The sequence below is a fragment of the Holdemania sp. 1001095H_141210_F2 genome (genome assembly GCF_015558105.1).
Classification (GTDB): domain Bacteria; phylum Bacillota_I; class Bacilli_A; order Erysipelotrichales; family Erysipelotrichaceae; genus Holdemania.
Genome location: NZ_JADNPO010000027.1, coordinates 15,276 through 39,533, shown reverse-complemented (window position 1 = coordinate 39,533; position 24,258 = coordinate 15,276). Strand labels below are relative to the sequence as shown.

Here is a 24,258-nt window from a genome sequence, read left to right as displayed (position 1 = left end):
GAGGGTAAGAAGAACGATCGCGAATCAGCAGATGATTTCGAATCTCGCGGGAGAGCGTGGTAGGACTCTTGGAAATCAAACGAGCAATCGTGTTGAAAGAAGAACCCTGATTCAACTCGGATTGAATCGTAATCCGATCTTGCAAAGTTAAGTGGCTCATAATGAGGACTCCTATCTGGACAGGGAGATACAAGATGACTATAACTCATTTGCACGAGTAAATGCAGTCCGCGTCTTTGCAAAAGTAAATGCAATTTCTTTTTGTCTTAAGGCTGCGTTTACTTTTTCAATTCACTTGCGGCGCAAAATGAAAACTGCCGGATTTTCGGCAGCTCCTGTGGAAGTCATGCGACATCGTTTTTCCGTTTCGATCAGGCTGTTCAGTCAAATCCCATTCGTTTTTCACTGAACACTCTGTCACTTTTTAATGCAGAATCCAATACAACAGCGCAATCAATAAAATCGCTAATTTAAACATTCATCATCACCTTTCTGTTAGTTTGTGTCATTTTCACTTAAGAATACGGAAAAAGAAGTCGATTCCAGGCTTCTCTTTAGTCTATTCCATTCATTAGAATTCGGTTCGTGAACTCGTCCTGCATGGCCGGGCGGAATTCCTCATTCAGACAGCTGCCAAAACAGCCGCCCTCTCTCTATCCATAAAATAACGGAAAAAAGCGCCGCTGTCAACGCGAAAGCTTCTTTTTATTTGCCGCCTTTTCAGCATCGCTGTTTTGAAAATTCTTATTTATCTATTTAATCCTCCGAAACCCTTGTGTTTTCAAGGAAAATCGGCATTTTAATGTTCGTTCCTTATGTATTTTCCCTTGTTTTTGCCCTTATGAGCCGAAACAAGGGAAACTTTTTGTTTAGGCTTCCCCGACCACCTTATCAAGCAGTCTTGCGGAAGTTCGTTTCGCTTCCCTTTTAGAGTGAGCGTAGATGTTCATTGTGGTACTTACGTCAGAGTGCCCGAGCAGTTCCTGCACATCTTTCGGTGCTGCACCATTGGAGAGCAGATTGCTGGTAAATGTGTGTCTCAGCATATGAAAATGGAAATCTTCAAATCCTTCCAGTTTCTTTTTTGCCGACCTTGTCATAACACCAACCGTACTCGGTGACTCGTATGCTCCGTCAGGTCTAAGGCAGACAAAGGATATTTCCTTGTATCCGTCTGGCACTTCATCCGTTCTCGGCAGGCTGTAGACTTCATAGTAAGTACGGTCTTTCTCCTTGACCTCTTTATAGTAATTGAGGCGGTAGAGTTCGCCATACTTGAAGCGGCTCTTGTGCTGTTCCGTCTTTGCCTTTCTGAGAATGTCCGCCAGAGTGTCGCAGAAGTCCACGGTGCGGACTTTCTTGCGTTTGGTAGCACCTATCTCTGTCTTGTGCCTTTGCCCGTTGTATCGCATACTGCGTCGTACTGTGAGGTACTGTCCGTCAAGGTTGATGTCCTGCCAAGTCAATGCACACGCTTCTCCGATACGAAGCCCTGTGTAATAGGCTATCTGCATCGGGAGCAATGCAGGATTGTCTTTCTTTTTCAGAAAGTCCTCCAACATTAAAAACTGCTGATGGTCAATGGTAGGAGCATTATCAACTTCTCCGTCCTCGTCTGCAAACAGTTCATATTCCTCTTTCTTTCCCCTCCATACCACATACTGCATAGGATTAAAGGAAATCAGTTTCTTTGGGAATACCGCAAATCGGAACGCTCCCTGCAATACCGCTGAGAACAGTCTCAGATACCCTTTGCTAAGTGCCTTTGCTGTTGTCCCGTCAGGGTTTTGTCCTCCGAAAGTGAGAAAGTCCATAAATGCCTGTAAATGTTCCGCAGTGACCGTTTTCAGCTTTCTGTCGCCGATAGGATATTTCTTTATCCTGTTCACTGTTCCCATATACGCCATCACTGTACCGTTGCTCAAATTGCCGGGTTTCAGTTCTTCCTCCACCCACATATCAAGCAGCATACCTACTGTGGTGTTCTCAGGCTTTGCCACGAACTTCTTCGCTTCGTAGTCCTCCATTGCCTTGCGGAGCAGACTCTCTGTTTCAGATTTGCTTTCTGTGCCTGCAAACTCACGCTGTACCATCTTTCCGCTTTCATCTTCTACATAGAAGCGGTAGTACCATTTCTTGCCCTTTTTTCTTACAGATCCTTTTGCCATTGATAAATAGTCTCCTTTCTATCCGTGGCAACCGGAACTGTGACGTATGGTGTGCGTAAAGTAAATAGTGTCACATCCGCCGATTGTTTCATCGGCTTTTTTCATTGTCAAAGAGCCACGGAATTATTCTTTTTCGGCAAGCCTTGCTTCGGCTTCCGCTACTATCCCGAAAAGGTCACCCATCTTTACAGCGGTGCGTCCTTCATCGTAGATATGTAAAATTCCGTCTAAGAATCGTTTCATATCCTCAATCGGTGCTTCCATCTCTTTATGGTAAACTCGCTCTGTAATCGCTCCTGATTCAATCGCATATCTGCGGAGAGACTGTTTCAGTCCTTCATCTTCTGCCACACGGTCAACCTCTGCCATAGCGTCGGAGAAGTGGTAGCAGAGAACGGAATATAAATCAATCATCTTTCCGAGAAATGTGGTAAGGAGCTGTTGGTGCGGTTCGCCATTCACAACCGTAGACACAGTATCAATGTACTTCTTGATATGTTCTTCCAAATCTTTTTCACAGAGCGTTCTGCTGTCATATTCCTTATCCTCTGAAAGACCTGTGAGCCATTCAGGAGTGGTAAGCAGTGCTTCTGCCAGTCCATTGATAATCATTGTTCTTTTTGGGTCTACGCCGTCTGCTTCGTATCTCTGTATCGTAGACTTGTTCACTCCGATACGCTTGCCAAGCTCCGGCATCGTAAGATTCAATTCTGTTCGACGTTCTTTCACTCGTTCACCGACCTGTTTTGCGGTGAATGTAATTTCTTTTTTCAAGGTTTACACCTCCTATCGAAACCAAGTATACCACACCAAAACCTATTTTGCAACTCTTTTTCTGATAAAAATTAAAAAATATCTTTAATGGGTTGTAAAATGAGTTGACAAGAAATAGCAAAATAAGTATAATGATAATTGCAAAGTTGCAAAATGAGTATTTTGAAAGGAGAGATGTACAATGACAGCAATTAAAATGGGTTTAACTATCGAAGAAGCAGCGGAATGTACGGGTATCGGTAGGAACACAATGCGAAAACTGGTGGACTGGGGCAAGCTGCCTGTTTTGAAAGTCGGACGAAAGACCATTATCCGCAGGGATACGCTGGAGCGTTTTATGACGGTCAATCAGGGCAGGAACTTACTCAATCCAAGTGATGTACGAAAAGTGGAATGACCGTTCTCCAAAGCCCTCGGCGTTTGAGAGCGAAATACACCCCTCGCACAAATCTGCGATTTGTACTCTGGGTATTTCGCCCCTGCGGGGAGCCTGTATCACAGCTTCGGACACCACCACCTCAGCTATGATACAGAGGAAATTGCACCGCAATTTCCATTGCTGTCCCACCAATCACCGATGGCTGTGACAGCCGCACCCGACAAGTCGGTTGCGTAATGAGTACGGTATTCTCAGCGAAGAAAGGAGCAAAAGGTTGGCAAGACATTCGTTCATTCAGATGTCGAAGCTGCCCAATGTCAAGGGAAGAATCTCATATATCACGAGCCACGCCAAACAGGAAAACCTTTACGCCACCTATCGTACCGCCGACAATACCTTTTGGAAAAATCTCGCCAGGGAAAGTCAGCAGGAGTTCCAGAGAAGCGGAACAACAGGAAAGTGTATCGAAGCAAGGGAGCTAATCATTGCCCTGCCGGAGATTTACACCACCTTTGACCCTCAGCAGGTGCTTGAAGAATTTACGGATAAGTTCCGACAGCAGTACGGAGTGGAATGTGTATCGGCTCTGCACCACAACAAACGCAAGACCAATTACCACATTCATCTCATATTCAGCGAAAGGAAACTGCTTCCAGAACCTGACATCAAGATTGCCACCAGAAGCGTATTTTATGACGAAACAGGAAAAAGGGTACGAACCAAGAAAGAAATCACAGACGAAAACGGTCAAATCCGAAAAGGCTGTACCGTTATCAAAAAGGGGGATGTTTACGAAAGCCATTTATTCAAAACCAAAGATGAGCGTTTCAAAAGTGAAGCGTTCATAGCAGAAGCAAAAGAAGTTTACACGGAACTTATCAATTCCCACATTTCAGATCCCGAGCAACGACTGAAAGTGTTTGATAAGAACAGCGTGTATCTCCCCACAAAAAAGATAGGCAAGAACAACCCCAAAGCTGCCGAAATCGAAGCGGACAACACGGCAAGGCAGGAATGGAACAGAACAGCAGATTTGGCTCTTGTATCGGGCATTGAAGAAACAAAGATACTGGAAATCAAGCAGACCGAAATCCACGATAAAGCCGGTCAGTCCATCCGTGAAAATGGTTGGCTTCCAAACCTATTCAGAAGTATCGTAGGCAAGGCAAAGGAATTTCTGCAAGCCATCATCCGTGAAAAGGATATGCCACCCAAGCCAGTCCTTGATATGGATATGGACGAGTTCCGCACAATGCAGACCCTTATGCTAAAGGTACAGAAGCAGGCGAAAGCAATCAAGAAGATACAGGAGATCACACTCCCGAATCTGCGACAGCAGCTTGCTGAAACAACGGGTATCTTCAAGGGCAAGGAACGCAAGGCTCTGGAAAAACAGATACAGCAGACCGAATCCGAGCTTAAAGAAAAACTGGATAAACTCCCCGATATTCTAAAAGATGACGGTTATCCTGATGTACAGGCATTTATGAAAACTTACCGCAAAGCAGAGGCTATTATCACACAGTATAACCAAGACCTTGCAGAATGGGAGCAGACAGTTAAGAACGGACAGAAACCTGCCGAGAAACAGCACAGACCGCCCGAAAGACAAAGTGTGCGTAACAGGCTCAGACAGCTTCAGGAAGAGAGTAAACAGAGTTCTCAGTCGAAGCAGAGAAAGAAATCCCAAGGCAGGGACAGATAATCACGACATAGGAAATCAACACCGCAGGGCAACCTGCCTTGCGGTCTTACATATATATCAGAGCATAAGAAAACACCCTGCAAGATTTTTTTCGTCTTGCAGGGTGTTTTCTTATGCAATCCAAACTCAACAGAAACCTGAAAGTTTTCTACGCATCGCTTTTCTATTTTGGGTGGAATTTGTTAACGAAACTAATTCATCTATATCTAAACAAGTGCGTCCTTTAAATTCCACACGAATGTCTTTTGCTTTTAATATCAATTCCATAACATTTTCCTCCTGTCTATAATCGCATGTTTTCATTTGCTTGTACGCAGGGAAAACCCTGCGATTTTAGCAGGAAAAATTACATGAAAATTAAATACATAAAAATGGCCCTCCTATGAATTTTGTTTTAAATCTAATTTTCTAATCTCAGTTATCATTAGGCAAACTATTGCAATGCAAATAATTAAAATACCTGATAGTAAAAACCAATGATTTACACCGATTCTATCAGCAAAGAATCCAGAAAGAATTAACCCAATTGGCATAGCAAGAGACATGATACTTCCAGTTAAAGAAAATACACGTCCTAAATATTCAGGCTTAATTTTCTCCTGAAAAAGAGCTGTTTGCACACCGCTGTAAAACGGAACCGAAAGCCCCATTATTGCACAGCAGACTACAAATATGAAAAATCCACTTTGGGGAAGTAATCCTGAAATGGTTAAGCTTATCCCCATCATAAAAATGGATGCCGTTATTAATAAGATTCGCTTTTGGTAATTCCCAAATAACCCTAATAATAGACCCCCTATCAACATACCAGAGGCATAAGCAATCTCCGTAATAGAAATATGCATCGGTGTACCATTAAAATATTCCATAGTGATTAAAGGATATAATGCATTTATGGGCATATAAACAAACATATATAATGTTCCAACGAGTAATAAAGCAAATAATCCTTTATTTTGCCGTAGTACAGCCATTCCTTCTTTCATTTCTCGTATGAAATTTGGTTTCAAACTTTGCACTTGATCACCCAGCTTAGGAATACGTACAATTGCTACCGTAATAGATGCAATCACAGCACCCAATACATCGATGGCAATAATAGCATTTAGTTCCCAAACGGAGTATAAGAGTGCTGCAACCGCCGGACTAACAATATAGCTTATAGACTGCAAAGACTGACTATAGCCTGCACATTTCGTAAGCTGTTCTTCTGGTACTAAAAGTGGCGTAACCGCATTGAGAGCCGGGGTGTGAAAAGCTGTTCCAATGCTACGGATAAACAATACTACCATAACCATCCAGATAGGTAGCTCCATATACAATGCAACAATAGCAAGCACTGCCCCAGCTGCTGCGATAATTAAATCAGCACCAATCATTATCTTCTTCCTATCATGACGATCCACTAATACACCAATAGCTGGTCCAAAGACCGCATAGGGTAAAAAACCTACTAGTGAAGCCATAGACAAGACCATCGCAGATCCTGTTTTCTCTGTAAGGTAAAAAATGATCGCCATTTGCAGGATGGCACTAGTGATTAATGATACTGCCTGCCCTGCCCATATTGTATAAAACTTAAGTTTCCAATTGTTGTATTTTTCCATTTATATTATCTCCTGCATATTATTTTGCTTGAATTTCTATTTTGAACAGCATTCTAGGCAATAAAAAATGCAGGCCAAAATCCACAATGTGGCTTTTGGTCTGCATACATACAATTTGGAAACATTCATATTAAAGACATAGTTAAATAAAGGTATAGTTAAATAACTTATATCTCACCGTAACTAATGAATGCTCAATATCGTATAAATAAGCACAACAAAAAAGCCTATCATCGGGGATAGATTCTGCTTTTTTTATTGCCAGCTTATCTTAAACGCATTGAGGCTGTCATAGTTTCGGTTCCTCCTAAACTCTTATTTGTATCAGCATATATTTTAACACAATAAGTTGTTTTAAGCAACGTTTAAAATTGAAAAAAGCCACGGACAGCGATAGCAAAATACGCAATACCGTCAATGGTCTCGATGAACAGTGCAAGCACTGCCATTGACGGTATTTCTTTATTTTGCTTATGAGCAGACAAGGGCAGTAAGCCAAAAGCTGGCTTACCGCCCCAATCACTCATTCTGTTATGCGTAGATAATCTCGCTGTAAATGATTTCTCTAACTCTGGACTGAATTTCATTCATTTTCTGTACCCACAGCATAGCATTATCTGCTTTCAGTTGCTCGGTCACATTTTCCTGCTCTGCAATTTGCTTTGTCAGCAGGAGCAAACGCTCCTGTGCCTGTCTGTCAATATCTGCAAGGTAGGAGTTTAGTGTACCCTCAATCAGCATTGTGGTATAGAGGAACTGCTTATGCTCCTTTAGATACTGCTTGTGGCGCTGTCCCCACAAACCGATAGGCTGTGTTTCTTCTTCGGAAAGTATCAGACAAGGGATATAATAATCTCCCTGCAATTCATACCATAAACCGTTGCTTTCATCAAAAATGTACTTGTCCATATAATAAATCCTCCAGTATAATATATTCGCACATACGTCACAGTTCTCCGATTGCCACATTCTCTTATATCTTGTTATCAGATTTTCTTGCCCTTGTGTTTGCCCTTATCAGCTTCCAAGGGAAGAATAAACGTAAGTGAAATCGTATAATAAGTTAAGGTGAGCATTTTGCGATAAACCCTTTATTTTCAAGGCTTTCGGAGGATTTTATTAAAACCCTGTGAGGGTTAATAACCACTTATAAAAATGTGGTTTTCAAATTGAAATTTCCTGAATTCAAAAAGAGCTCTGTTTCTTCTTTCTACTTATCACTTTTTAGGGATAAGCAGACCTGTCTGACAAGAAGAAATATCGATGAAATTTAATGTAAAATGAAGTGCATCACAAAAAAGCAAATCAGATATTACGGACTGATCCCAATCTCTTTTATTTTGAACTTAATTTTTCCACAAGCAAAATGGCTTTTAAGACAAAAATAAGCGAAAGAAAAACAGGAGTTTTACCCTGCTGACAAGGGATATCCCTCTCAATCAGTCTGTTTCTCCTGTTTTTCATTATACTTTTTCCGTGAACTCATACTCATAAGCCAAAGTTTACTTCAAGCTCAAAAACCTTTCCAAACTTTCGTTGAATAGCGATGGCTTTAAGAGAACTAAGTCTTTCTGAATCTTGCTTCCAGTCCAACGTCTCAACTTTCTGATTATTATTCAGTGTGAATTTCTGTCAAAGACACCTTTTTTTCTTCAATATCCATCAGCGTCAGCCGCGGATTTTTTGTTTTCAGAAACTGCGCAGCCTGGATTGCGTTCTTTCGGTCGCTGACATTTACACCCAGATTTCGATCCTTCAAGCCCAGAATCAACATGCTATTGCGGGCACTGCCGCTGGCATACGGACTTTCCGTAACGGATGCGACGCTGCAGGACACAATCTCTCGAATCGGAATGACATGTCCCTGACGGCGGTACCAGAAATAGACAGTATCTTCTCCCAGCCACAGTGTATTCAGCTGCCGCACAGGTCCCAGCGACTCCGGCAAGTTCTGCATCATCCGCTGGATTCCTCTCCATTCCAGAAGAAGCAAAAGCAAAACGCCCAGTGTCACCAGCCAGAAAATCACAGCGATCCCGATCAACACCGGTTCCTTCCATTTCAGTACCGCGCCGGTGATGACCAACGATATCAGTACAGAAGTGATCAGATAAAACCGGAATCGGCTGAAAACATTCTTAAAACAGGACTGTCCCCATTCCTTGCGGGTCATGACATTACTTTCTTTGTCTTCATTGTCGCATACTTTCCTTGAATTTCACTCAGAAGTCAAATTTTAAAACCTATAACTGAGCGGAATCGCGGAAGCAATGTCCTGCGATCTAAAAAAAAGCGACCAGAAATTAAGTTTCTGATCGCTGCGAAATTCAACTTTCAAACTGACTGTTAAACAGCTTGGCATAGAAGCCGCGCGCCTGAAGCAGTTCGTCATGCGTCCCGGACTCGATAATGTCCCCGTCCTTCAGTACCAGAATGACATCGGCGTTTTTGATCGTCGACAACCGGTGCGCGATGACAAAGCAGGTGCGTCCCTTCATCAGTTCCAGCATCGCGTCCTGAATCGCCATTTCCGTGCGGGAATCGACGTTGGAGGTGGCTTCGTCCAGGATCAACATCCGTGCGTTGGACAGCATTGCCCGGGCAATCGTCAACAGCTGCTTCTGGCCCTTGGAAATATTCACGCCGTCATCGGTCAGCACGGTCTGATAGCCCTGCGGCAGCGTTTCCACAAAGTCATGGATATGCGCCTTCTTACAGACCGCGATCACTTCCTCCAGTGTCGCGTCTTCGCGGGCATACGCGACGTTTTCCTCAATTGTGCCCTGGAACAGCCAGGTATCCTGCAGCACCATCGTAAACGCCTTGCGCAGACTGTCGCGGGTCAGATTGCGGATCGGATAGCCGTCGACCGAGATCACGCCTTCATTGACGTCGTAGAAACGCATCAGCAGATTGATAATCGTCGTCTTGCCCGCGCCGGTCGGACCGACGATCGCAACCAGCTGGCCCGGGTCGGCATGCAGACGCAAATCATGGATAATTTCTTTTTCCGGTGTGTATCCGAATTTGACATGATCAATATCAACCATCCCCTTCGTGTCGATCAGAACCTTGGCGTCCGGAGCGTCCGGAATTTCCGATGGCTCATCCAGCAGCCGGAACACCCGCTCCGCCGCAGCCGCCGCGGTCTGCAGCTCTGTGATGATGTTGGCTGTTTCATTGATCGGACCGGAGAACTTCCGCGAATACATGACAAACGAGGAAATGTTGCCGATCGTGATTTTGCCCAGAAGAAACAGAATCGCGCCGAACATACTGATTAAGGAAAGCGAGAGGTTGTTGACGAAGTTGACGGAAGGCCCCATAATACTACCCTCATAGTCCGCGGTGTAGTAGGCCTGGCTGGCGTCCTCATTGCGGCTGTCATACTTCGTGATGATCGTATCTTCCTGACCATACGCCTTGATCGTCTTGTTGCCTGACAACATTTCTTCCGTAAAACCGTTCAGCTCACCCAGCTTGCGGGAACGCCGGCGGAACAGCGGCTTGACTTTAATCATCCGATAGCGTGCAAACACCAGCGTGATCGGGACGGTGATGACAAAGACCAGCACCAATATTGGCGCGATGGACAACATCATCAACAACGAGCCGACAACCGTGATCACCCCGGTGACCAGCTGCAGAATATCGCTGGACAGCGAGGTGTTGATTGTGTCGATATCATAGGAAATTTTGGATACGATATCGCCGGTCTGGTTGCGGTCAAAATAACTGACCGGCAGCTCCAGCAGATGCTCGAACACCTGCCTGCGCATCCGGTGCGTGATCTTCTTTGATACCTGCAGCAGAATGATCTGCAGGATGTAGGTCAGCACGCTGGATATAACATAGAAAAGGATCATCAGAACGCAGTAATAGAGAACCTTGTCAAAATTAACTTGTCCCGGACCGCCGATTGCGTCGATCGCGACGCCGGTCAGCTTCGGGCCGTACAATGCGAGCACGTTGGCGACGATCGTCGTCACACATGCCAGTAAAAGCAGAAACTGAGATTCCTTTAAATATCCGATCAACCGTCGGATTGTCGCTTTTCTATTCAAGCAGCGCACCTCCCATCTGGCTGTCGCTGATTGACGAGTAAATCTCACTGGTCTGCATCAGCTCGTCATGTGTTCCGCGGGCCACGATTTTTCCCTGATCCAGCACGAGAATCTCATCCGCGTGCATGATGCTGGAAACCCGCTGGGCAACGATCACCTTGGCCGTATCGGCAAAGTGCGTATTGATTGCCTTGCGCAGCCGGGCGTCGGTTTCATAATCCAGCGCCGAGCTGGAATCGTCCAGCAGCAGAATCTTCGGATTGTTGACAAACGCTCGGGATAAGAATATCCGCTGGCGCTGGCCGCCGGAAAGGTTGGTGCCTTTGGAGTTCAGCTTATAATCAAATTCATCGGTCAGACTCTTGATAAATGGCCGGGCCTGAGCAATCTGCGTCGCTTCATCCAGCAGCTCGTCGTCGATCGGTCGGCCGAAAGCGATGTTTTCGCGCACGGAATCCTGAAAGATGAAATCGTTCTGCATGACGATGCCGTATTCCTTCCGCAGATCCTTCGGATCATAGCTGCGGATATCGCGGCCGTGAATCCGGATCGTGCCGCTGTCTGCGTCGTAAAAGCGCATCAGCAGCTGCAGAATCGTCGACTTGCCGGAACCGGTTGCGCCGATAATCCCCAGCGTCTGGCCTTTTTTCAATTCAAACGTGATGTCCTCGACGTTATCCTTTACGCCAAGATAGGAGAAATTGACATGATCAAATTCAACGATCTTGTCATTGAGCGGAGAATCGTCGGCGATGATTTCCATTTCATCGTGGGCCTGAAGCACTTCCTCAATCCGGTTTGCGCTGGCGATGCCCTTGGAGACCATGACGAAGATTCGGCTGATCGACATCATCGCGTTGGTAATGATCGTAAAGTAATTGGTGAAGGCGATGATCTTGCCGGTTTCACTTAGTCCCCCGTTGACCCGCCACGCACCGACGAGAATGACGCCGACCAGTCCAAGGTTCATAAACAGGTTCATCAGCGGATTGATCGCGGCCATCCGGGTATTGGCTTTGAGTTCTTCGTTCGCCAGTCCCATATTGACTGTTTCATAACGCTTTTTTTCATGATCCGCTTTGGACAGTGCCTTGATCACGCGAATGCCCTGGGCGTTTTCCCGCACGACGGAAATCATCCGGTCCTGTGCCCGCTGAACCTTGGTAAACATCGGAATACCCTTGGTCGCTTTGGAGTAAACCAAAAGCGTGATAAACGGCAGCGTCGCCAGCATCACCAGCGCCAGCACCGGCTCCATTATCAGCGTGATCACAATTCCCCCGATCAGCAGGATCGGCGCGCGGACGCCCATTCGCTGAATCATGCCGATCATCCGATGGACATTGTAGGTGTCGCTGGTCAGACGGCTTTCCAGCGATGGAATCGTAAATTCATCCCCCTTGCGGCACGACAGTCGGATCGTTTTTTCAAACAGATCATGCCGGATGTGAATCGTGGCGTCCCGGGCTACGCGCGAGGCAAGCCGATTGGCCTTAATGTCAAAAATCCAGCCCGCGATGGACACGGCGATCATGATCAGACCGTAAACTACAATCCGCTGAATGTCCTTCGTCGGCACGATCGTATCAATCACATACGCCAACAGATACGGCAGAAGCAAAACCGCCAGCGCCCCCAGCGTCTTCATCAAAAAGCTGATCGACATCTCTTTCAGCAGCGGTTTCAAGTATTTCTTCAAGAGTTCCATAACAGATTCCCATTCCCCCTCCACATACTTAGTTTCCTTTATCAACAGTTAGCAAGCTAAGCTTTTCTCTATCATTATACCAGTCCGCGATCAACTTTCCAGTTCAAAAATAGCATTCATCAAAAGAAAATAAATGAAACAAAGAATTCAAACTTCCTATTTTAACGGTAAATTCATAAAAAAACGGACATTCATGCCTGAACATCCGCTCTTTCTTCGATATTGTTAATCTTGCTTAGTTTGCGTAAGCCGCCGCCTGCTGGCCGGCGATCCGTCCGAAGACGATAATATCCGCCACCGCGTTGCCGCCTAAACGGTTAGCGCCATGCACGCCGCCGGTGACTTCGCCCGCTGCGAACAGACCCGGAATCGGATTGCCGGAAGCATCCAGAACTTCCGTGTTTGTGTTGATCTTCAGACCGCCCATCGTGTGGTGAACGCCCGGAGCCACTTTGATCGCATAGTAAGGACCTTCGTCCAGCTTGTTCGCGAAGCTGGTCCGGCCGAATTCTTCATCCTTGCCGGCTTCGACGCAGGCATTCCACTTGTCCATTGTTTCAACTAACGCCGCGCCGTCAACGCCCATTGCCGCCGCTAACGCTTCAACGTCGGCGCCTTCCACCGTCAGGCCCTGCTTGATGTATCCCGCGATAACGCTGGAAGCTTCGACCATCTTGTTGTCGACGATCAGCCATGCAAATCCGCCCGGCTGCGCAACTTCCGCTGCCGATACCGCATCACGCGTGCCGACTTCGTCAAAGAAACGCTTGCCTTCGCTGTTGACCAGAATCGCACCGTCGCCGCGCAGACCTTCTGTGATCAACGCGCTGGTTTCCTGAGAAACTGTCGGATGGATCTGGATCTGTTCCATATCCACGGTATCTGCGCCGATGGCCGTTGCCATCACGATGCCGTCGCCCGTCATGCCCGGAGCATTCGTACAGACAAAGCCTTTATAATCTGGCTTGTATTTCAGAACCATTTCCGTATTCGCCGCAAAACCGCCGGTCGCCAGAATAACTGCTTTGCCGGTATACGTCGTATCGCCAGCCTTAACGCCGGTAACCTTGCCGTCAGTAACGACTAATTCCGTCGCCGCCGTTTCCATTACAAACTGAACGCCTTTGTCTTCCGCTGCTTTTGTCAGCTTCGGAACCAGGTAAGAACCCACTGCGACTGTCTTGCCTTCGTCGTTGACCGGCTTGTGAATCCGCTTGACGCTCGCGCCGCCGAAGCTGCCGACCTGCGACAGGTTCGCGTCGATTGTCTTTAACCATTCAATGCCGTTCTTCGCTTCATTCGCCAGAACTTCAACTAAAGCGTGATCGTTCAGGTTCTTGCCGCCGACCAGCGTATCCAGCATAAACAGCTCTTCGGTATCAAAGTAACCTGTCGGATTGGCTTTGTATTCTTCATACTGCTTTTCAACCGTGGCTGTCAGCTCCGCTAAATCCGGATAGTTTTCCTTCGCGCTCGCCAGCATCTTTTCGACGCCCGCGTCTTCCGCGAAATCATTCTTATCCTGTTCCGGTGTATTCGCCGCGTTCATGCCGCCGGTAGAACGCGTGGTGTTGCCGCCAGTCATCGCTGCCTTTTCGATCACGATAACCGACTTGCCTGCGTTTACAGCTTCAATCGCCGCTGTCATGCCCGCTCCGCCGGCGCCTACGACGATAACGTCAGCTTCTGTCGCCGCCGCCTCCGGAGTCGGTGTTGCCTCATTGCCGTCGTTCTTCGGCGTGCTGGAGCAGCCCGCCAGAAGCATCAAGCTGGCAAGAGTAAGAGCAACTAATTTTTTCATTTCATTCTCTCCTTTGCAAATGCTTTTGCGTTTTTATAGTAATCAATTTAAGCCGGAGAATCAAGAAATTTTTCACAAATTATACACAATTTACTAAAACCTGTTGCTTCGCAGCTTTCTTTCATAACGAAAGGAAATTAATAACGGATTATTGAGTTATTAATCTTCGAATTTACGACGTTCTGCTAACGAATGATTTTGATCAAAGCCTGACAATGCAGCTCCGTTACCAGCTGCCAGCCCAGCCGACGATAAAAGCGCAGCGTTTCTGCGACGTCGTCGCTCAACAGGATTTTCTGACGAACTTGCGGGTATCTGTCCGACATGGTTTTTAAAAGCAGAGTTCCCCATCCCTGATTCTGAATCGACGGGTCGACGATCAGATCCTGAATATGGAGGATTGTTTCACCATCGCCCACCGCCCGCACAAACCCCATCAGCCGGTCTTGTTCATCGCAGAGTTCAAGCACGCAGAGCGAGTGATCGAAAGCGGGTTTTATCCGTTCCGGCTGACTTAAATAGGCCGTCCAGCCGACAGCTTCATACAGCCTCAGAATTTCGTTTTCCCGGCCTGAACGCAGGTTTTGAATGATCATGGCGAGCCTCCTTTTCTTATCAATCCAACAACGCCGATCAGTTTGACCGCTGGCGGTTGGATTGCTTTGGCGTTTGGACAGTCAGTTTCAGTTTATGCTTGCCGCTTCGGTTTCCCGCAGGAAGTAAAAGAAAGAACCGCGCCCGCAGTTCTTAGTTTTCCATTTTCCTCTGCGCGCTTTCCAAAGCCGCTTTCAATTCATCATAATCCGAAAAGACCAACGTCCAGTTCAGCCAGCGGAAGACTTCCTGCCAGGTTTCCAGGCGATATAAACCGAGCGGACATTCGATCAGCACCGCAAGCAGCAATTCCTGATAAGCCGGTTTTCGTAAATCCGTCAGCTCCGCGGCGTTCACTTCATTTTTTAAAAAGATCAGAATATGCTCAATCGCGCTGTTGATCCCGAAAACTTCCATGCCATTCACCTGTCTTTCCCTGTCTGTCTCAAAAAGTAGACTTTATGCACCAGTCCTGATTATGTCAAAAATGAGAGGTTTTTCCAGTAATTCTAATTATATTTCAATCGTCAGGTAAAGTCTACTTTTTCATCCATTTCCTGGAAATATGCACGAATTTTTTCGATTTCATAAAAAAAGATCCGTTTTCTGATCCCGGATCTTTCTTCATTTTGTTATAAAGGAGGTTCGCTCAGTCCTGAACTGACGATTATTTGACTTCCTGAATATTCCCGCTTTTATCCGCCAGAATGACGCTGACATTCAGTTTGTTTTTGACCACCTTCGGAATCTCGCTCCATTGCTTGCGGTACACTGAAGAATCGTTAAAAGCGACGCTGTATCGAACGGAGCTGGCCGTATCCTCACTGATGTCTTTCAGAATCGCGTTGATCTTCACCGGCAGAGGCTGCCGGCGGCCGCGATGCGTTCCCTGCACTTCGATAATCCAGGTAATTCCGTCTTTTTCCGCCTGAATCTTGTTGGGAAACTCTGTGGTCTGCCAGCCGCGTTCATTCAGCCAGGCCGCTAAAATCCGCCGCAGATCTTCCGTATTCCGGCTGCTTTTCAGCATTCGGTCGCGGCGTTTCTGTTCCTCGCTCTTGGCTGGCCGGCCGCGTTTTTTCGGCGGGAACATCGCTTCCCGGTCATTCAGATTATCGACGTAATACCGCACGCGCAAATGCGAACCAAAACCGGTCTGTCCCTTCGGCCGCTGCAGAATTTCATCACCCTGATACAACAGTTTGTAAATTGCCTGACAACAGGTCGGCATTGTCGCATGTTCCGGCGACACCTCCTGATGCAGCTCTTTGGAACTAATTTCTATCCATTTCTCCCCTCGATCATGCGCCTCCTGCTTCTTCTGTTGAAGTATTCTTAAATAATCGTTGATTCCCGGACCCTTCATCCTTATTCACTCACTTTCTTTACCTTGACAGCGTCATTATAGGGGTTGGGGTTTGTCGAAATCCCGCGTAACGTGTCGTTGTATGAAAAATAGTTGATTTATAAGGATTTAACCTCTGGAAATCGCTTATTTTTCCTTTGTTTTTCAGGTAATCCTACATCATTCTTTCAGGCGCAACGGGATCCAGGCGGTGGAAAACAAAAAAACCGGGTCTTCAAGACCCGGCTGTGATTGCGTATTTCCTGGCTATTTCTTATCGTCCGACGGCAGATAGAAAATCTGTTCGCCTTCCTTGGAAAGCATAAAGCTTCCCCGCGCATAGCTTTGTACGTAAGCAGGATCTTCAAGTTTATCCCGCTGCAGTGTCAGATATTTATTTTCTTCCTGGAGTGTTTTCAGTTCTTCCTCAACTCGGGAGATCTGTTGCTTCAATTCCATCGTCGTTAAGATTTCCTTAACTACGCCGTAAAGCATAAACAGGGAAAAACAGATTACGACCAGACTGATGAACTTTGCAAGCATGCTCCGTTTTTTCCGTCCTTTGGGTTTGACGGTTTTCGGCTCATTTTTATTTTCAGCTGTCAAGTTCAATTCCTCCTTCGCCTGTTTTCTTGCGAAAATGATAAAAATTTAGGTGCATCTTTATTATACTGAAAATTCATTTAAACGCAAGTGAAACTCCGGTGAACTGACTGCGGCTACAACCGCTTGAAATGAAAAAATACGAAAAGAATCCGCACTTCAGTCAGATTCTTCCTTCGGCGGCACACGGCCGGGATGTTTCCGGCTTCGTTTGATCTGCCGTTTTTCCTCTTTCTTCTGCCGCTTCAGCTGCTTTTCGTGATGTTTTTTCTGATGCTTCAACTTTTTGTTCTGCCGCTTTTCGTCCCTTTTCTTATGCCGGATTTCCTGGCGATGTTTAAAAGCCGCCTGACTTTTCGCTTTTTGTTTCTTAAATCCGGTCAGCTGCCTGACGATACCGCGCACAAGCCCTTCAAATAAGGGAGAAAAGGTCATCGCGTAAAATTTAAGGTAAACTGCGGCGCCCAGCACGAAGACGGCGATCAGATACGTCTGCGTCTGCCCGCCGGTAATCGGCAGCAGGCCGGCGTACATCAGCGTGACGAAAAGAAAAAAGTAAAGCGTTTCGATCACCCAGCGCACAAAATGGCGTCGATAGTGCCACGTCAGCCGGTTCATGCCGCTCCAGGTCAGGGCGAATACCCAGCCGCTGAAAAAATGATAGACCAGCGCCTGAAACTGCTGGGGAAGCAGAATCATTTCAGCAGCTTACCTAAAAAGGATTCCTTGCCCGGTCCTTTTTTGTTTACGATATATTCCAGGCGGTCGATCAGGCCGCGGATGCTGACCTCGCCGCGTTCCGTATCCAGCTTGCCCAATGTCAGATCCTTCCCCTGCACCAGCATCCAGCCCTGGCTGGTTTCCAGAAGAAACTCATTGCTGTCGAAGCTGTCGATCTGCTTCACTCCCGTCAGATCCAGACTTTTGCGGTCTTTCATCACCACGTTATGATAGGGATTCGTTTCGAATTTCAAGGGATTGGATAACAGACTTTCACTCATAAAGAAAACCTCCTGTTCCCTATCAACCTATGAACAGAAGGTTTCGTTTATTCCAGCTCGACGCGTTTTTCCTCCACGACCTCATACATGGAAGCCGCGTCTTCCTTGCGGGTGTACTGAGTGGTTTCCGTCACGCGCACCGTCAGCTGACGCTGGCCGAAAATCACGGTGATCAGGTCGCCAGCCTGGACTTCGCTGGCCGGTTTGGCCACTTTGCCGTTGATCAGCACGCGCTGATGATCCGCCAGGTCCTTTGAAACCGTGCGGCGTTTTAAGATCCGGGCCACCTTTAAATATTTATCCAATCGCATTCCATCACCTCTGCTTCTTATCATACCATAGTTTGATTCTCTTTTTAAGCTCGCGGCGTTTCTGCCCTTCCGGGACTGTCTTCTTCCAGCCAGAATATTTCGTCGACGTGCAAGCCCAGCCGCCGCGCCAGTTTCATTGCCAGCTCCAGCGTCGGATTGTATTTATCGTTTTCAATCGCGATGATCGTCTGGCGGCTGACGCCTAATTCCTTCGCCAGATCTTCCTGACGCAGTCCCGCCTGCTTGCGCAGTTCTTTGACCCGGTTTCGCATTCAGGTTATCCCTGCATCAGACCCACGCCCAGAGCGACCGCCAGGACAAGGATGACAAACGCTGCCGCAGCTGTCCATAACAGCTTATTCGGCTCATGATATTCGTCGTCGCCGGCGATCATCCGCCGTTTTAAGGCAAGCTGTGAAAATCCCTGGACACAGACGGCCATGCCTAAGACCAGCGAGGGCCATGGATGATATTGGCTATGGTTCAGCCAGGTCTGTCCGCAATTCCATAAGGTTGCTGCACACAAAGCAAGCAAGACGGCTTTGTAGCCCCAGGCTTCCGAGCGAAGCTGAATGTTCCGATCCATTTCATCTCTCTTTTTCATCCTTGATGCCTCCTTATCTGAGAGTTCTTTAATATTAAACTCTTTTTACATTTTCATTATAATCTCTGCTTTTGTAATGTCAAGACATTTTAACATTTTCACATAGCTTATTCTTATCAATCCCCTGTCCTCTGAATCGGAGTTTTCCTTTTTCTGCAGAATTTTAAAAGATTCAGTTTCACAAAATCAAATATCCGTTTGGCTCTGTTCATAAATCTATTCCCGGTTTATACTGATCAGAAAGAAATGAGGAATCGCCATGCGAAAACTGACGAACGATCAGGCGCTGGAGTTCGGCGTCCAGCCTGTGCATCATCAAATGAATAACGGCGAGCTGCGGTTTCGTCTGACCCGGGAAACGGGAAGCAGTTATATTCTGACGCTGGGCACAAACCAGAGTGGATGGCAGTCCAGCCACATCCATCATCGGAAGCGGGAGTTTTACATTGTAGAACAAGGGTGGATTGTGATCGCCTTGTGGCAGTCGGAACAGCTGACCTTCCGCCGCCTGGATCCTGACGAGTGCTTTATGCTTCCGCCGGGACTTCCGCATAATGTCTATCTTTTTGAAGGCACGGTGCTGCACACGATAAAATATGGCTGTTCGGATTCCGATTGGGAAGCAGCGCCGGCGCTGGATGACAAGCTGCGCCGGGAAACGTTTGACGGCAAAACGTTTTTTATCGGCTGAGGCTCTGTAAAAGGAATCCTTCTAAAGCCAAAATTCCAGATCTGACTACATCCGCCATCGTTCCATGGACATTCGCTATATTTTTGTATAAATTAAAGGTTTTTTTATTCCGTTTTCCAACATAAAACAGACGTCTTCCGCACTTCGCAAACCCGAAGACAGCGGCAGACGCCTGTTTTTTCATTTTTTGCTTAAATTGGACGATCTTATGATTCTGTACTGCAGTTTGCCAAAAATAAAGATTCTATGTTCGATACCGTCTGGTCATCCGCCGCCCGTTTCTCATTCAATGCCGTTACACGAGTTAATGTTCGTGATTGCGGATCAGCAGCCGGCTGAACGCCTGCGCGATATCCAGATGCTGCGGCTGCAGCGGCGTCTCCTCTTCCAGCACGACAAACGCTCCCAGCCAGTCGCCGTACACCGCAACCGGGAAGATCGTTCCCTTAAAGGTTTCCGGCTTAGCGGCGAATAAGCGCACCTGATCAAACGGACGGACATGATACGCCTTCACGCACTCCTGAAATTCCACCGACAACGACTGACTGCGCCATTCATCCAGCTTCGCCTGACCGACGCATAAGATCTGATCGTCCTCTACAAACAAGACCGGATGTTCCGTGACTTCCTGCAGCGTCTGACACATCCGCGTAATCGACTCCGTTTCATCGCTCAGGACGGAGAATTTCTTCAATACGATTTCAGAATCCTCGTTGACGAAGAATTCAATCGAATCCCCTTCCTTGAGCTTATATATTTTACGGATTTCCTTCGGGATGACCAAACGCCCTAAGTCATCCAGTCTTCTAACTATACCTGTTGCTTTCATGCCGACTCTCCTTTACGTACAAATAGTATGGGACAGCCGGCCCCGGATTATTCTATGAAACTTCCAGTTTCTTACTTTGATCCAACACTTCGATGGCCAGCGCCAGTTCATTTCCTTTTTTCGGCAGCCGGACAATAATCTTGCCCTGCACATACCGGAGCTGGATATCCTTGGAGATCGTCGTGAAGGTTTCAAATAATTTCACGCCGTCGATATGATCGGAAAAGGCTTTGGAGAAGACGATTTCCATCTGGTTTTTAACGTCGCGGAAAGAATCGATCCGCGGTTCGTTCAGCAGGATATCGAGTCGTTTCTTCTCAAACAACAAGCCGACGGATTTCGGCATTTTGCCAAAATAATCCTGGGTTTCTTCTTTCAGCGCCATGAGCTGCGCTTCATCCGCCGTTGCATCAATCCGCTGGTAAAGCGAGATTTTCTCAAAATCCAGCGGCGCGAACTGCTTCGGAATGTAGCCGTCGACCTGAACCTGCGCGCGGACAGGTTCTTTGACCTCCGGCTTGACTTCGCCTTTCTTCTCGGCGATCGCTTCCTGCAGCATTTCAATATACATATCAATCCCCACGGTGTCGATGAAGCCGGACTGACTCGGGCCTAACAAATCGCCGGCGCCGCGGATCGTCAAATCCCGCATCGCGATCTTATAACCGCTGCCCAGCTCCGTGAATTCCTTGATCGCCTGCAAGCGCTTCTGAGCGATCTCGTTCACCTGCTTGCGCGGACGCACCATCAGATAGGCATAGGCGATGCGGTCGCTGCGGCCGACCCGGCCTTTGATCTGATAGAGCTGTGCCAGACCGAAGGTATCGGCGTTTTCGATCAGAATTGTGTTGGCGTTGGGAATGTCGATGCCCGTTTCGATAATCGTCGTGCAGATCAGCACGTTCACTTCGTTATCCGTGAACTGCATCATGACTTCCTCAATTTCATCGCGGCTCATCTTGCCATGAGCGACGGCGATTTCCGCTTCCGGCACGTCCTGCTTGATCTGACGGGCGACATTGTAGATTTCCTGGATGTTGTTGAACAGGTAGAACACCTGTCCCTGCCGGGCCAGCTCGCGCTCGATGACTTCCTTGACCAACGCCCGGTTTTTCTCAATGACATAGGTCTGCACAGGCATCCGGTTGCTCGGCGGTGTTTCCAGCTGGGACAAGGAGCGGATGCCGATCAGCGACATCTGCAAGGTGCGCGGAATCGGCGTGGCGGAGAGCGAAAGCACGTCGATGGATTCCTTCATTTCCTTGATCTTTTCCTTATGTTCAACCCCGAAGCGTTGTTCTTCGTCAATGACCAACAGCCCGAGATCGTGAAACTGCACGTCTTTGGACAGAATCCGGTGCGTGCCGATGATCATATCGACCTTTCCTTCCTTGAGTTCGCGCAGAATTTCCTTTTGTTTGGACTCCACGACAAACCGGTTGAGGACCTCGACGTGAATCGGGAAGTTTTCAAAGCGCTTCATGGCCGTGGCGGTGTGCTGCAGGGAAAGGATCGTGGTCGGGCACAAAAACGCGACCTGCTTGCCCTCGGTAATCGCCTTGAACGCAGCCCGCAGCGCGACCTCGGTCTTGCCAAAGCCAACGTCGCCGCACAACAGACGATCCATCGGTTTGGACTGCATCATGTCTTTTTTGATCTCCTGCACGGCCAGTGCCTGATCGGGCGTCAGCTCGTAATCGAAATCGTCTTCAAATTCCTGTTGGAGCGGAGAATCCGGCCCGTAGGCGTAGCCGATATTTTCCTCGCGTTGGGAATACAGCTTGACCAGGCGGTCGGCAATCTCGTTGACATTGTCTTTCAAGCGCTGCTTGGTCTTTTCCCAATCATGGCTGCCCAGCTTATTCAGTTTCGGCACAACCCCTTCACGGGAGACGAATTTACGCACCAGACGGAATTGTTCCAGCGGAACTAACAGCTCGTCGTTGCCCTTGTAGACGACGCGCAGGAAATCCTTATGAACACCGTTGAACTCGCGGGTCACGATCCCAAGGTATTGCCCGACGCCGTGTTGGGAATGAACGATAAAATCGCCCGGCTGTAAATCCTGATAGCTGCTGAGTGCTTCGGCTTCCTTGAACTTGGAGGCGTAGCGGCCCAGCTTGGTCTTTTTCTTAAATAGTTCGTGCGAAGTGTAAACGACAATGTTTTCCTTAAGCGCCTCAAACCCTTCGTCCAATGACTGATTGATCAAGACCAGACCTTCGTCATGCGGCTTACGATCATTGAGCAGAAACGGAATTTCCTTGCCTTTGAGGATCGGCACGATTTCCTTCAGCTCATGTTCCTGCAAGAAGAAATACAGCTGACGTCCGCGGCCTTCCTTCAGGGCGATCTGTAGCTTCATTTCCAGCGTTTCGTTGGGCAGCGCAACCTCGCGGATCATCGCGTGCGGAACTCTGCGCAGCGAATCGAAGCTGTCGATTTCCGTAACCTTGCGTCCGGCGAGCACGGTGTTTAATTCATGCTGGACGGTGAAGCGCGGCAGCATTTTCAGCTCCAGCGTCATTTCCTGAATATACGCCGTCGTTTCCTCGCTCAGTTGATGAAGATGGGTTTTAATCTGATCGGGATGGGACAGGAAAACCTGAGCTTTAGGACAGTAGTCGATCAGCGAGCTGTTGTCATCAAGATAGCTCAGATAAGGATACAGCCGGCTTTCCCGCAGATGAGCGCGCATCGTTTCCATATCAAGGTCAATGATACCCTCGATCTGTTCGTATTCGCCATGGGTATAGCGGCTTTTGAGCGACTCGAGATGGCGGCGGACGCGCTGCTGAATCAAGCTTATCTGCTCGTCATCCAGAAGCAGGTCGGAGGCCGGGACAATTTCAGTTTCGGCTTTGACCTCGACGGTGCGCTGGGTGGCGATATCAAAGGTGCGGATACTCTCGATCTCGGTATCGAAAAATTCAATCCGCACCGGGGTTTCACTGTTGATGGAGTAGATGTCGATAATCCCGCCGCGGCTGGCGAAGCACAGCGGCTGGTCGACGCGGGCGGTCTGTTGATAACCGGCCGCGATCAGCGTGCGTTTCAGCTCGTTCATCGACACTTCCATACCGGTCTTCAAGACGATCGTACAGAGCTTAAACTGGGCCGGTGAGGGCAGATAGCGAACCAACGCCGACGCGTGGGTGACGCAGATCAGCTGATCCTCGTTCAGCAGCCGGTTCAGCGTTTCGACTTTTTCCGCCGTGGCTTCCGGCGAAGCGGCGATGGCTTCCACGCGCAGCGATTCTTCCACGCTGAAAAGCGCGCAGACCTGCGGAGAAAGCAGGGATTTGAGCTTCTCCGCCAGACGCTGTGCGGTATATAAGTTATTCTTGACGATCAACATCGGCCGCGGATGTTGCGCGTAGCTGGCGGCCAGAATCAGCGCTTCTTCCGTGAGGGAAGACGCGGAGAGGAAGGCTTGTTGCTCCGTGCAGGCCAAAACGGCTGGATTGTTTGCCAGCCGGCCTAACAGGAAATTCATCGGCTGCGGTTGAAGCGGTTCATGACGTCGCTGATCGGCATCGTCATACTGGCTTTGGCCGCTTCCGCCGCATGGTTGATCGCCGCCTGATAGTCCTCGCGCTGATCGGCCGGGACTTTGCCCAGCACATAATCGACGATTGGAATCAAAGGATTTTTGTCGATTCCGACGCGGATCCGGGCGATATCCTGAGTATGCAGATGGTCGATGATGTTCTTCATCCCCTTCTGGCCCCCGGCGCTGCCGGAGGTGCGGATACGGATCTTGCCGACAGGCAGATCGAGGTCGTCGTGAATTACCAAAATCTGATCGACCGGGATTTTATAGAACTGGACGGCCTGGATCACCGCTTCCCCGGAATTGTTCATGTAGGTCTGGGGTTTCATCAAAAGGATCGTTTCCTGTCCGGTGCGCACTGTTGTGATCAGCGCGTTGAACTTGGACTGGCTGATGCCGGTGTTCAACAGATCAGCCAGCCGGTCCAGCACATCGAAACCGGCGTTGTGACGGGTATGTTCGTATTCTCGGCCGGGATTGCCTAAGCCGACGATTAACTTCATAAATCATTCCTCCTGTCT

General features: G+C 48.0%; 25 protein-coding genes. 3 read left to right on the top strand and 22 right to left on the bottom strand.

All coding sequences use genetic code 11. From position 1 onward, the window contains the following. From I2G61_RS16795 to I2G61_RS13320, 3 genes are all read right to left on the bottom strand, one after another. Nucleotides 1–160 (bottom strand): helix-turn-helix domain-containing protein (locus I2G61_RS16795; protein WP_195548330.1); only part of this gene is annotated, 160 nt, incomplete at its 3' end. A gap of 709 nt (nt 161–869) precedes the next feature. Then, the gene (locus tag I2G61_RS13325) at nt 870–2,168 is read right to left on the bottom strand and encodes a tyrosine-type recombinase/integrase (RefSeq protein WP_021419815.1); all 1,299 of its coding nucleotides are present in this window, start codon (nt 2,166–2,168) and stop codon (nt 870–872) included. A gap of 123 nt (nt 2,169–2,291) precedes the next feature. Next, a complete protein-coding gene (locus I2G61_RS13320; RefSeq protein ID WP_021419814.1) occupies nt 2,292–2,942 on the bottom strand; it encodes a helix-turn-helix domain-containing protein in 651 nt (216 codons plus the stop codon). A gap of 181 nt (nt 2,943–3,123) precedes the next feature. Between I2G61_RS13320 and I2G61_RS13315 the strand changes: the two genes are divergently transcribed. Both I2G61_RS13315 and I2G61_RS13310 read left to right on the top strand, forming a co-directional pair. Beyond that, entirely contained in the window at nt 3,124–3,339 is a 216-nt protein-coding gene (locus I2G61_RS13315; RefSeq protein WP_009288849.1) for a helix-turn-helix domain-containing protein, read from the top strand. A gap of 256 nt (nt 3,340–3,595) precedes the next feature. Beyond that, nucleotides 3,596–5,026: a MobA/MobL family protein gene (locus tag I2G61_RS13310; protein WP_021419813.1), complete on the top strand. Its 1,431-nt coding sequence runs from the start codon at nt 3,596–3,598 to the stop codon at nt 5,024–5,026. 126 nt (nt 5,027–5,152) lie between these two features. On the opposite strand, the gene I2G61_RS16535 is transcribed toward I2G61_RS13310, so the two are convergent. The 16 genes from I2G61_RS16535 to I2G61_RS13230 all read right to left on the bottom strand — a co-directional run bounded on the left by I2G61_RS16535 (nt 5,153) and on the right by I2G61_RS13230 (nt 18,664). Next, nucleotides 5,153–5,293, bottom strand: coding sequence for a hypothetical protein (locus I2G61_RS16535; protein ID WP_198097251.1), 141 nt, complete (start codon nt 5,291–5,293; stop codon nt 5,153–5,155). Nucleotides 5,294–5,406: 113 nt separating this feature from the next. Next, nucleotides 5,407–6,633: a macrolide efflux MFS transporter Mef(A) gene (gene mef(A), locus I2G61_RS13300; RefSeq protein ID WP_195548329.1), complete on the bottom strand. Its 1,227-nt coding sequence runs from the start codon at nt 6,631–6,633 to the stop codon at nt 5,407–5,409. A 531-nt stretch (nt 6,634–7,164) separates the two neighbouring features. Further along, nucleotides 7,165–7,542: a TnpV protein gene (locus tag I2G61_RS13295; protein WP_021419811.1), complete on the bottom strand. Its 378-nt coding sequence runs from the start codon at nt 7,540–7,542 to the stop codon at nt 7,165–7,167. A gap of 703 nt (nt 7,543–8,245) precedes the next feature. Continuing rightward, nucleotides 8,246–8,806 (bottom strand): hypothetical protein, encoded by a 561-nt coding sequence (locus tag I2G61_RS13290; protein WP_072685214.1) that lies wholly within the window; start codon nt 8,804–8,806, stop codon nt 8,246–8,248. Between the two features lie 154 nt (nt 8,807–8,960). Then, nucleotides 8,961–10,706 (bottom strand): ABC transporter ATP-binding protein, encoded by a 1,746-nt coding sequence (locus tag I2G61_RS13285; RefSeq protein ID WP_072685213.1) that lies wholly within the window; start codon nt 10,704–10,706, stop codon nt 8,961–8,963. After that, entirely contained in the window at nt 10,690–12,405 is a 1,716-nt protein-coding gene (locus tag I2G61_RS13280; protein WP_072685212.1) for an ABC transporter ATP-binding protein, read from the bottom strand. Before I2G61_RS13280 ends, I2G61_RS13285 begins: the two co-directional genes overlap by 17 nt. Before the next feature lie 235 nt (nt 12,406–12,640). After that, entirely contained in the window at nt 12,641–14,206 is a 1,566-nt protein-coding gene (locus I2G61_RS13275; RefSeq protein WP_072685211.1) for a flavocytochrome c, read from the bottom strand. Nucleotides 14,207–14,391: 185 nt separating this feature from the next. After that, complete coding sequence (locus I2G61_RS13270) at nt 14,392–14,802, bottom strand: GNAT family N-acetyltransferase (protein ID WP_072685210.1); 411 nt, start codon at nt 14,800–14,802, stop codon at nt 14,392–14,394. A 151-nt stretch (nt 14,803–14,953) separates the two neighbouring features. After that, on the bottom strand, nt 14,954–15,217 hold the full coding sequence (locus I2G61_RS13265) for a hypothetical protein (RefSeq protein WP_072685209.1): 264 nt from the start codon (nt 15,215–15,217) through the stop codon (nt 14,954–14,956). Nucleotides 15,218–15,467: 250 nt separating this feature from the next. Then, nucleotides 15,468–16,166, bottom strand: coding sequence for an AT hook domain-containing protein (locus I2G61_RS13260; RefSeq protein WP_072685208.1), 699 nt, complete (start codon nt 16,164–16,166; stop codon nt 15,468–15,470). A 246-nt stretch (nt 16,167–16,412) separates the two neighbouring features. Continuing rightward, nucleotides 16,413–16,751, bottom strand: a complete 339-nt coding sequence (locus tag I2G61_RS13255; protein WP_229056725.1) for a septum formation initiator family protein — start codon at nt 16,749–16,751, stop codon at nt 16,413–16,415. A gap of 156 nt (nt 16,752–16,907) precedes the next feature. Then, entirely contained in the window at nt 16,908–17,447 is a 540-nt protein-coding gene (yabQ, locus tag I2G61_RS13250; RefSeq protein WP_072685207.1) for a spore cortex biosynthesis protein YabQ, read from the bottom strand. Continuing rightward, entirely contained in the window at nt 17,444–17,749 is a 306-nt protein-coding gene (gene yabP, locus I2G61_RS13245) for a sporulation protein YabP (RefSeq protein WP_072685206.1), read from the bottom strand. Before yabP ends, yabQ begins: the two co-directional genes overlap by 4 nt. A gap of 47 nt (nt 17,750–17,796) precedes the next feature. Then, nucleotides 17,797–18,060 carry an RNA-binding S4 domain-containing protein gene (locus I2G61_RS13240; RefSeq protein ID WP_072685205.1) on the bottom strand — a complete coding sequence of 88 codons (264 nt, stop codon included), beginning with the start codon at nt 18,058–18,060 and terminating at the stop codon, nt 17,797–17,799. Between the two features lie 44 nt (nt 18,061–18,104). Further along, nucleotides 18,105–18,332: a helix-turn-helix transcriptional regulator gene (locus tag I2G61_RS13235; RefSeq protein WP_072685204.1), complete on the bottom strand. Its 228-nt coding sequence runs from the start codon at nt 18,330–18,332 to the stop codon at nt 18,105–18,107. Between the two features lie 5 nt (nt 18,333–18,337). Further along, nucleotides 18,338–18,664 (bottom strand): hypothetical protein, encoded by a 327-nt coding sequence (locus tag I2G61_RS13230; protein ID WP_072685203.1) that lies wholly within the window; start codon nt 18,662–18,664, stop codon nt 18,338–18,340. Between the two features lie 259 nt (nt 18,665–18,923). On the opposite strand from I2G61_RS13230, the gene I2G61_RS13225 reads away from it, so the two are divergent. Next, the gene (locus tag I2G61_RS13225; protein WP_072685202.1) at nt 18,924–19,355 is read left to right on the top strand and encodes a cupin domain-containing protein; all 432 of its coding nucleotides are present in this window, start codon (nt 18,924–18,926) and stop codon (nt 19,353–19,355) included. Nucleotides 19,356–19,659: 304 nt separating this feature from the next. Here the strand turns inward: I2G61_RS13225 and I2G61_RS13220 are convergent, their stop codons facing one another. Genes I2G61_RS13220 through pth form a run of 3 tightly spaced genes read right to left on the bottom strand, consistent with a single transcriptional unit; the run spans nt 19,660 to nt 24,240 of the window. Beyond that, a complete protein-coding gene (locus I2G61_RS13220) occupies nt 19,660–20,184 on the bottom strand; it encodes an AbrB/MazE/SpoVT family DNA-binding domain-containing protein (RefSeq protein WP_072685201.1) in 525 nt (174 codons plus the stop codon). Between the two features lie 52 nt (nt 20,185–20,236). Further along, on the bottom strand, nt 20,237–23,680 hold the full coding sequence (gene mfd / locus I2G61_RS13215; RefSeq protein ID WP_195395475.1) for a transcription-repair coupling factor: 3,444 nt from the start codon (nt 23,678–23,680) through the stop codon (nt 20,237–20,239). Continuing rightward, on the bottom strand, nt 23,677–24,240 hold the full coding sequence (pth, locus tag I2G61_RS13210) for an aminoacyl-tRNA hydrolase (RefSeq protein WP_006058324.1): 564 nt from the start codon (nt 24,238–24,240) through the stop codon (nt 23,677–23,679). The genes mfd and pth overlap by 4 nt, the downstream gene beginning before the upstream one ends. Nucleotides 24,241–24,258 lie beyond the last annotated feature (18 nt).

Excerpts from the sequence above, each read along its gene's own strand:
- I2G61_RS13325 (WP_021419815.1), bottom strand. The coding sequence starts at position 2,168 with ATGGCAAAAGGATCTGTAAGAAAAAAGGGCAAGAAATGGTACTACCGC.
- I2G61_RS13315 (WP_009288849.1), top strand. The coding sequence starts at position 3,124 with ATGACAGCAATTAAAATGGGTTTAACTATCGAAGAAGCAGCGGAATGT.
- I2G61_RS16535 (WP_198097251.1), bottom strand. The coding sequence starts at position 5,293 with ATGGAATTGATATTAAAAGCAAAAGACATTCGTGTGGAATTTAAAGGA.
- I2G61_RS13295 (WP_021419811.1), bottom strand. The coding sequence starts at position 7,542 with ATGGACAAGTACATTTTTGATGAAAGCAACGGTTTATGGTATGAATTG.
- I2G61_RS13290 (WP_072685214.1), bottom strand. The coding sequence starts at position 8,806 with ATGACCCGCAAGGAATGGGGACAGTCCTGTTTTAAGAATGTTTTCAGC.
- I2G61_RS13280 (WP_072685212.1), bottom strand. The coding sequence starts at position 12,405 with ATGGAACTCTTGAAGAAATACTTGAAACCGCTGCTGAAAGAGATGTCG.
- I2G61_RS13275 (WP_072685211.1), bottom strand. The coding sequence starts at position 14,206 with ATGAAAAAATTAGTTGCTCTTACTCTTGCCAGCTTGATGCTTCTGGCG.
- I2G61_RS13270 (WP_072685210.1), bottom strand. The coding sequence starts at position 14,802 with ATGATCATTCAAAACCTGCGTTCAGGCCGGGAAAACGAAATTCTGAGG.
- I2G61_RS13265 (WP_072685209.1), bottom strand. The coding sequence starts at position 15,217 with ATGGAAGTTTTCGGGATCAACAGCGCGATTGAGCATATTCTGATCTTT.
- I2G61_RS13260 (WP_072685208.1), bottom strand. The coding sequence starts at position 16,166 with ATGAAGGGTCCGGGAATCAACGATTATTTAAGAATACTTCAACAGAAG.
- yabQ (WP_072685207.1), bottom strand. The coding sequence starts at position 17,447 with ATGATTCTGCTTCCCCAGCAGTTTCAGGCGCTGGTCTATCATTTTTTC.
- yabP (WP_072685206.1), bottom strand. The coding sequence starts at position 17,749 with ATGAGTGAAAGTCTGTTATCCAATCCCTTGAAATTCGAAACGAATCCC.
- I2G61_RS13240 (WP_072685205.1), bottom strand. The coding sequence starts at position 18,060 with ATGCGATTGGATAAATATTTAAAGGTGGCCCGGATCTTAAAACGCCGC.
- I2G61_RS13235 (WP_072685204.1), bottom strand. The coding sequence starts at position 18,332 with ATGCGAAACCGGGTCAAAGAACTGCGCAAGCAGGCGGGACTGCGTCAG.
- I2G61_RS13230 (WP_072685203.1), bottom strand. The coding sequence starts at position 18,664 with ATGAAAAAGAGAGATGAAATGGATCGGAACATTCAGCTTCGCTCGGAA.
- I2G61_RS13225 (WP_072685202.1), top strand. The coding sequence starts at position 18,924 with ATGCGAAAACTGACGAACGATCAGGCGCTGGAGTTCGGCGTCCAGCCT.
- I2G61_RS13220 (WP_072685201.1), bottom strand. The coding sequence starts at position 20,184 with ATGAAAGCAACAGGTATAGTTAGAAGACTGGATGACTTAGGGCGTTTG.
- mfd (WP_195395475.1), bottom strand. The coding sequence starts at position 23,680 with ATGAATTTCCTGTTAGGCCGGCTGGCAAACAATCCAGCCGTTTTGGCC.
- pth (WP_006058324.1), bottom strand. The coding sequence starts at position 24,240 with ATGAAGTTAATCGTCGGCTTAGGCAATCCCGGCCGAGAATACGAACAT.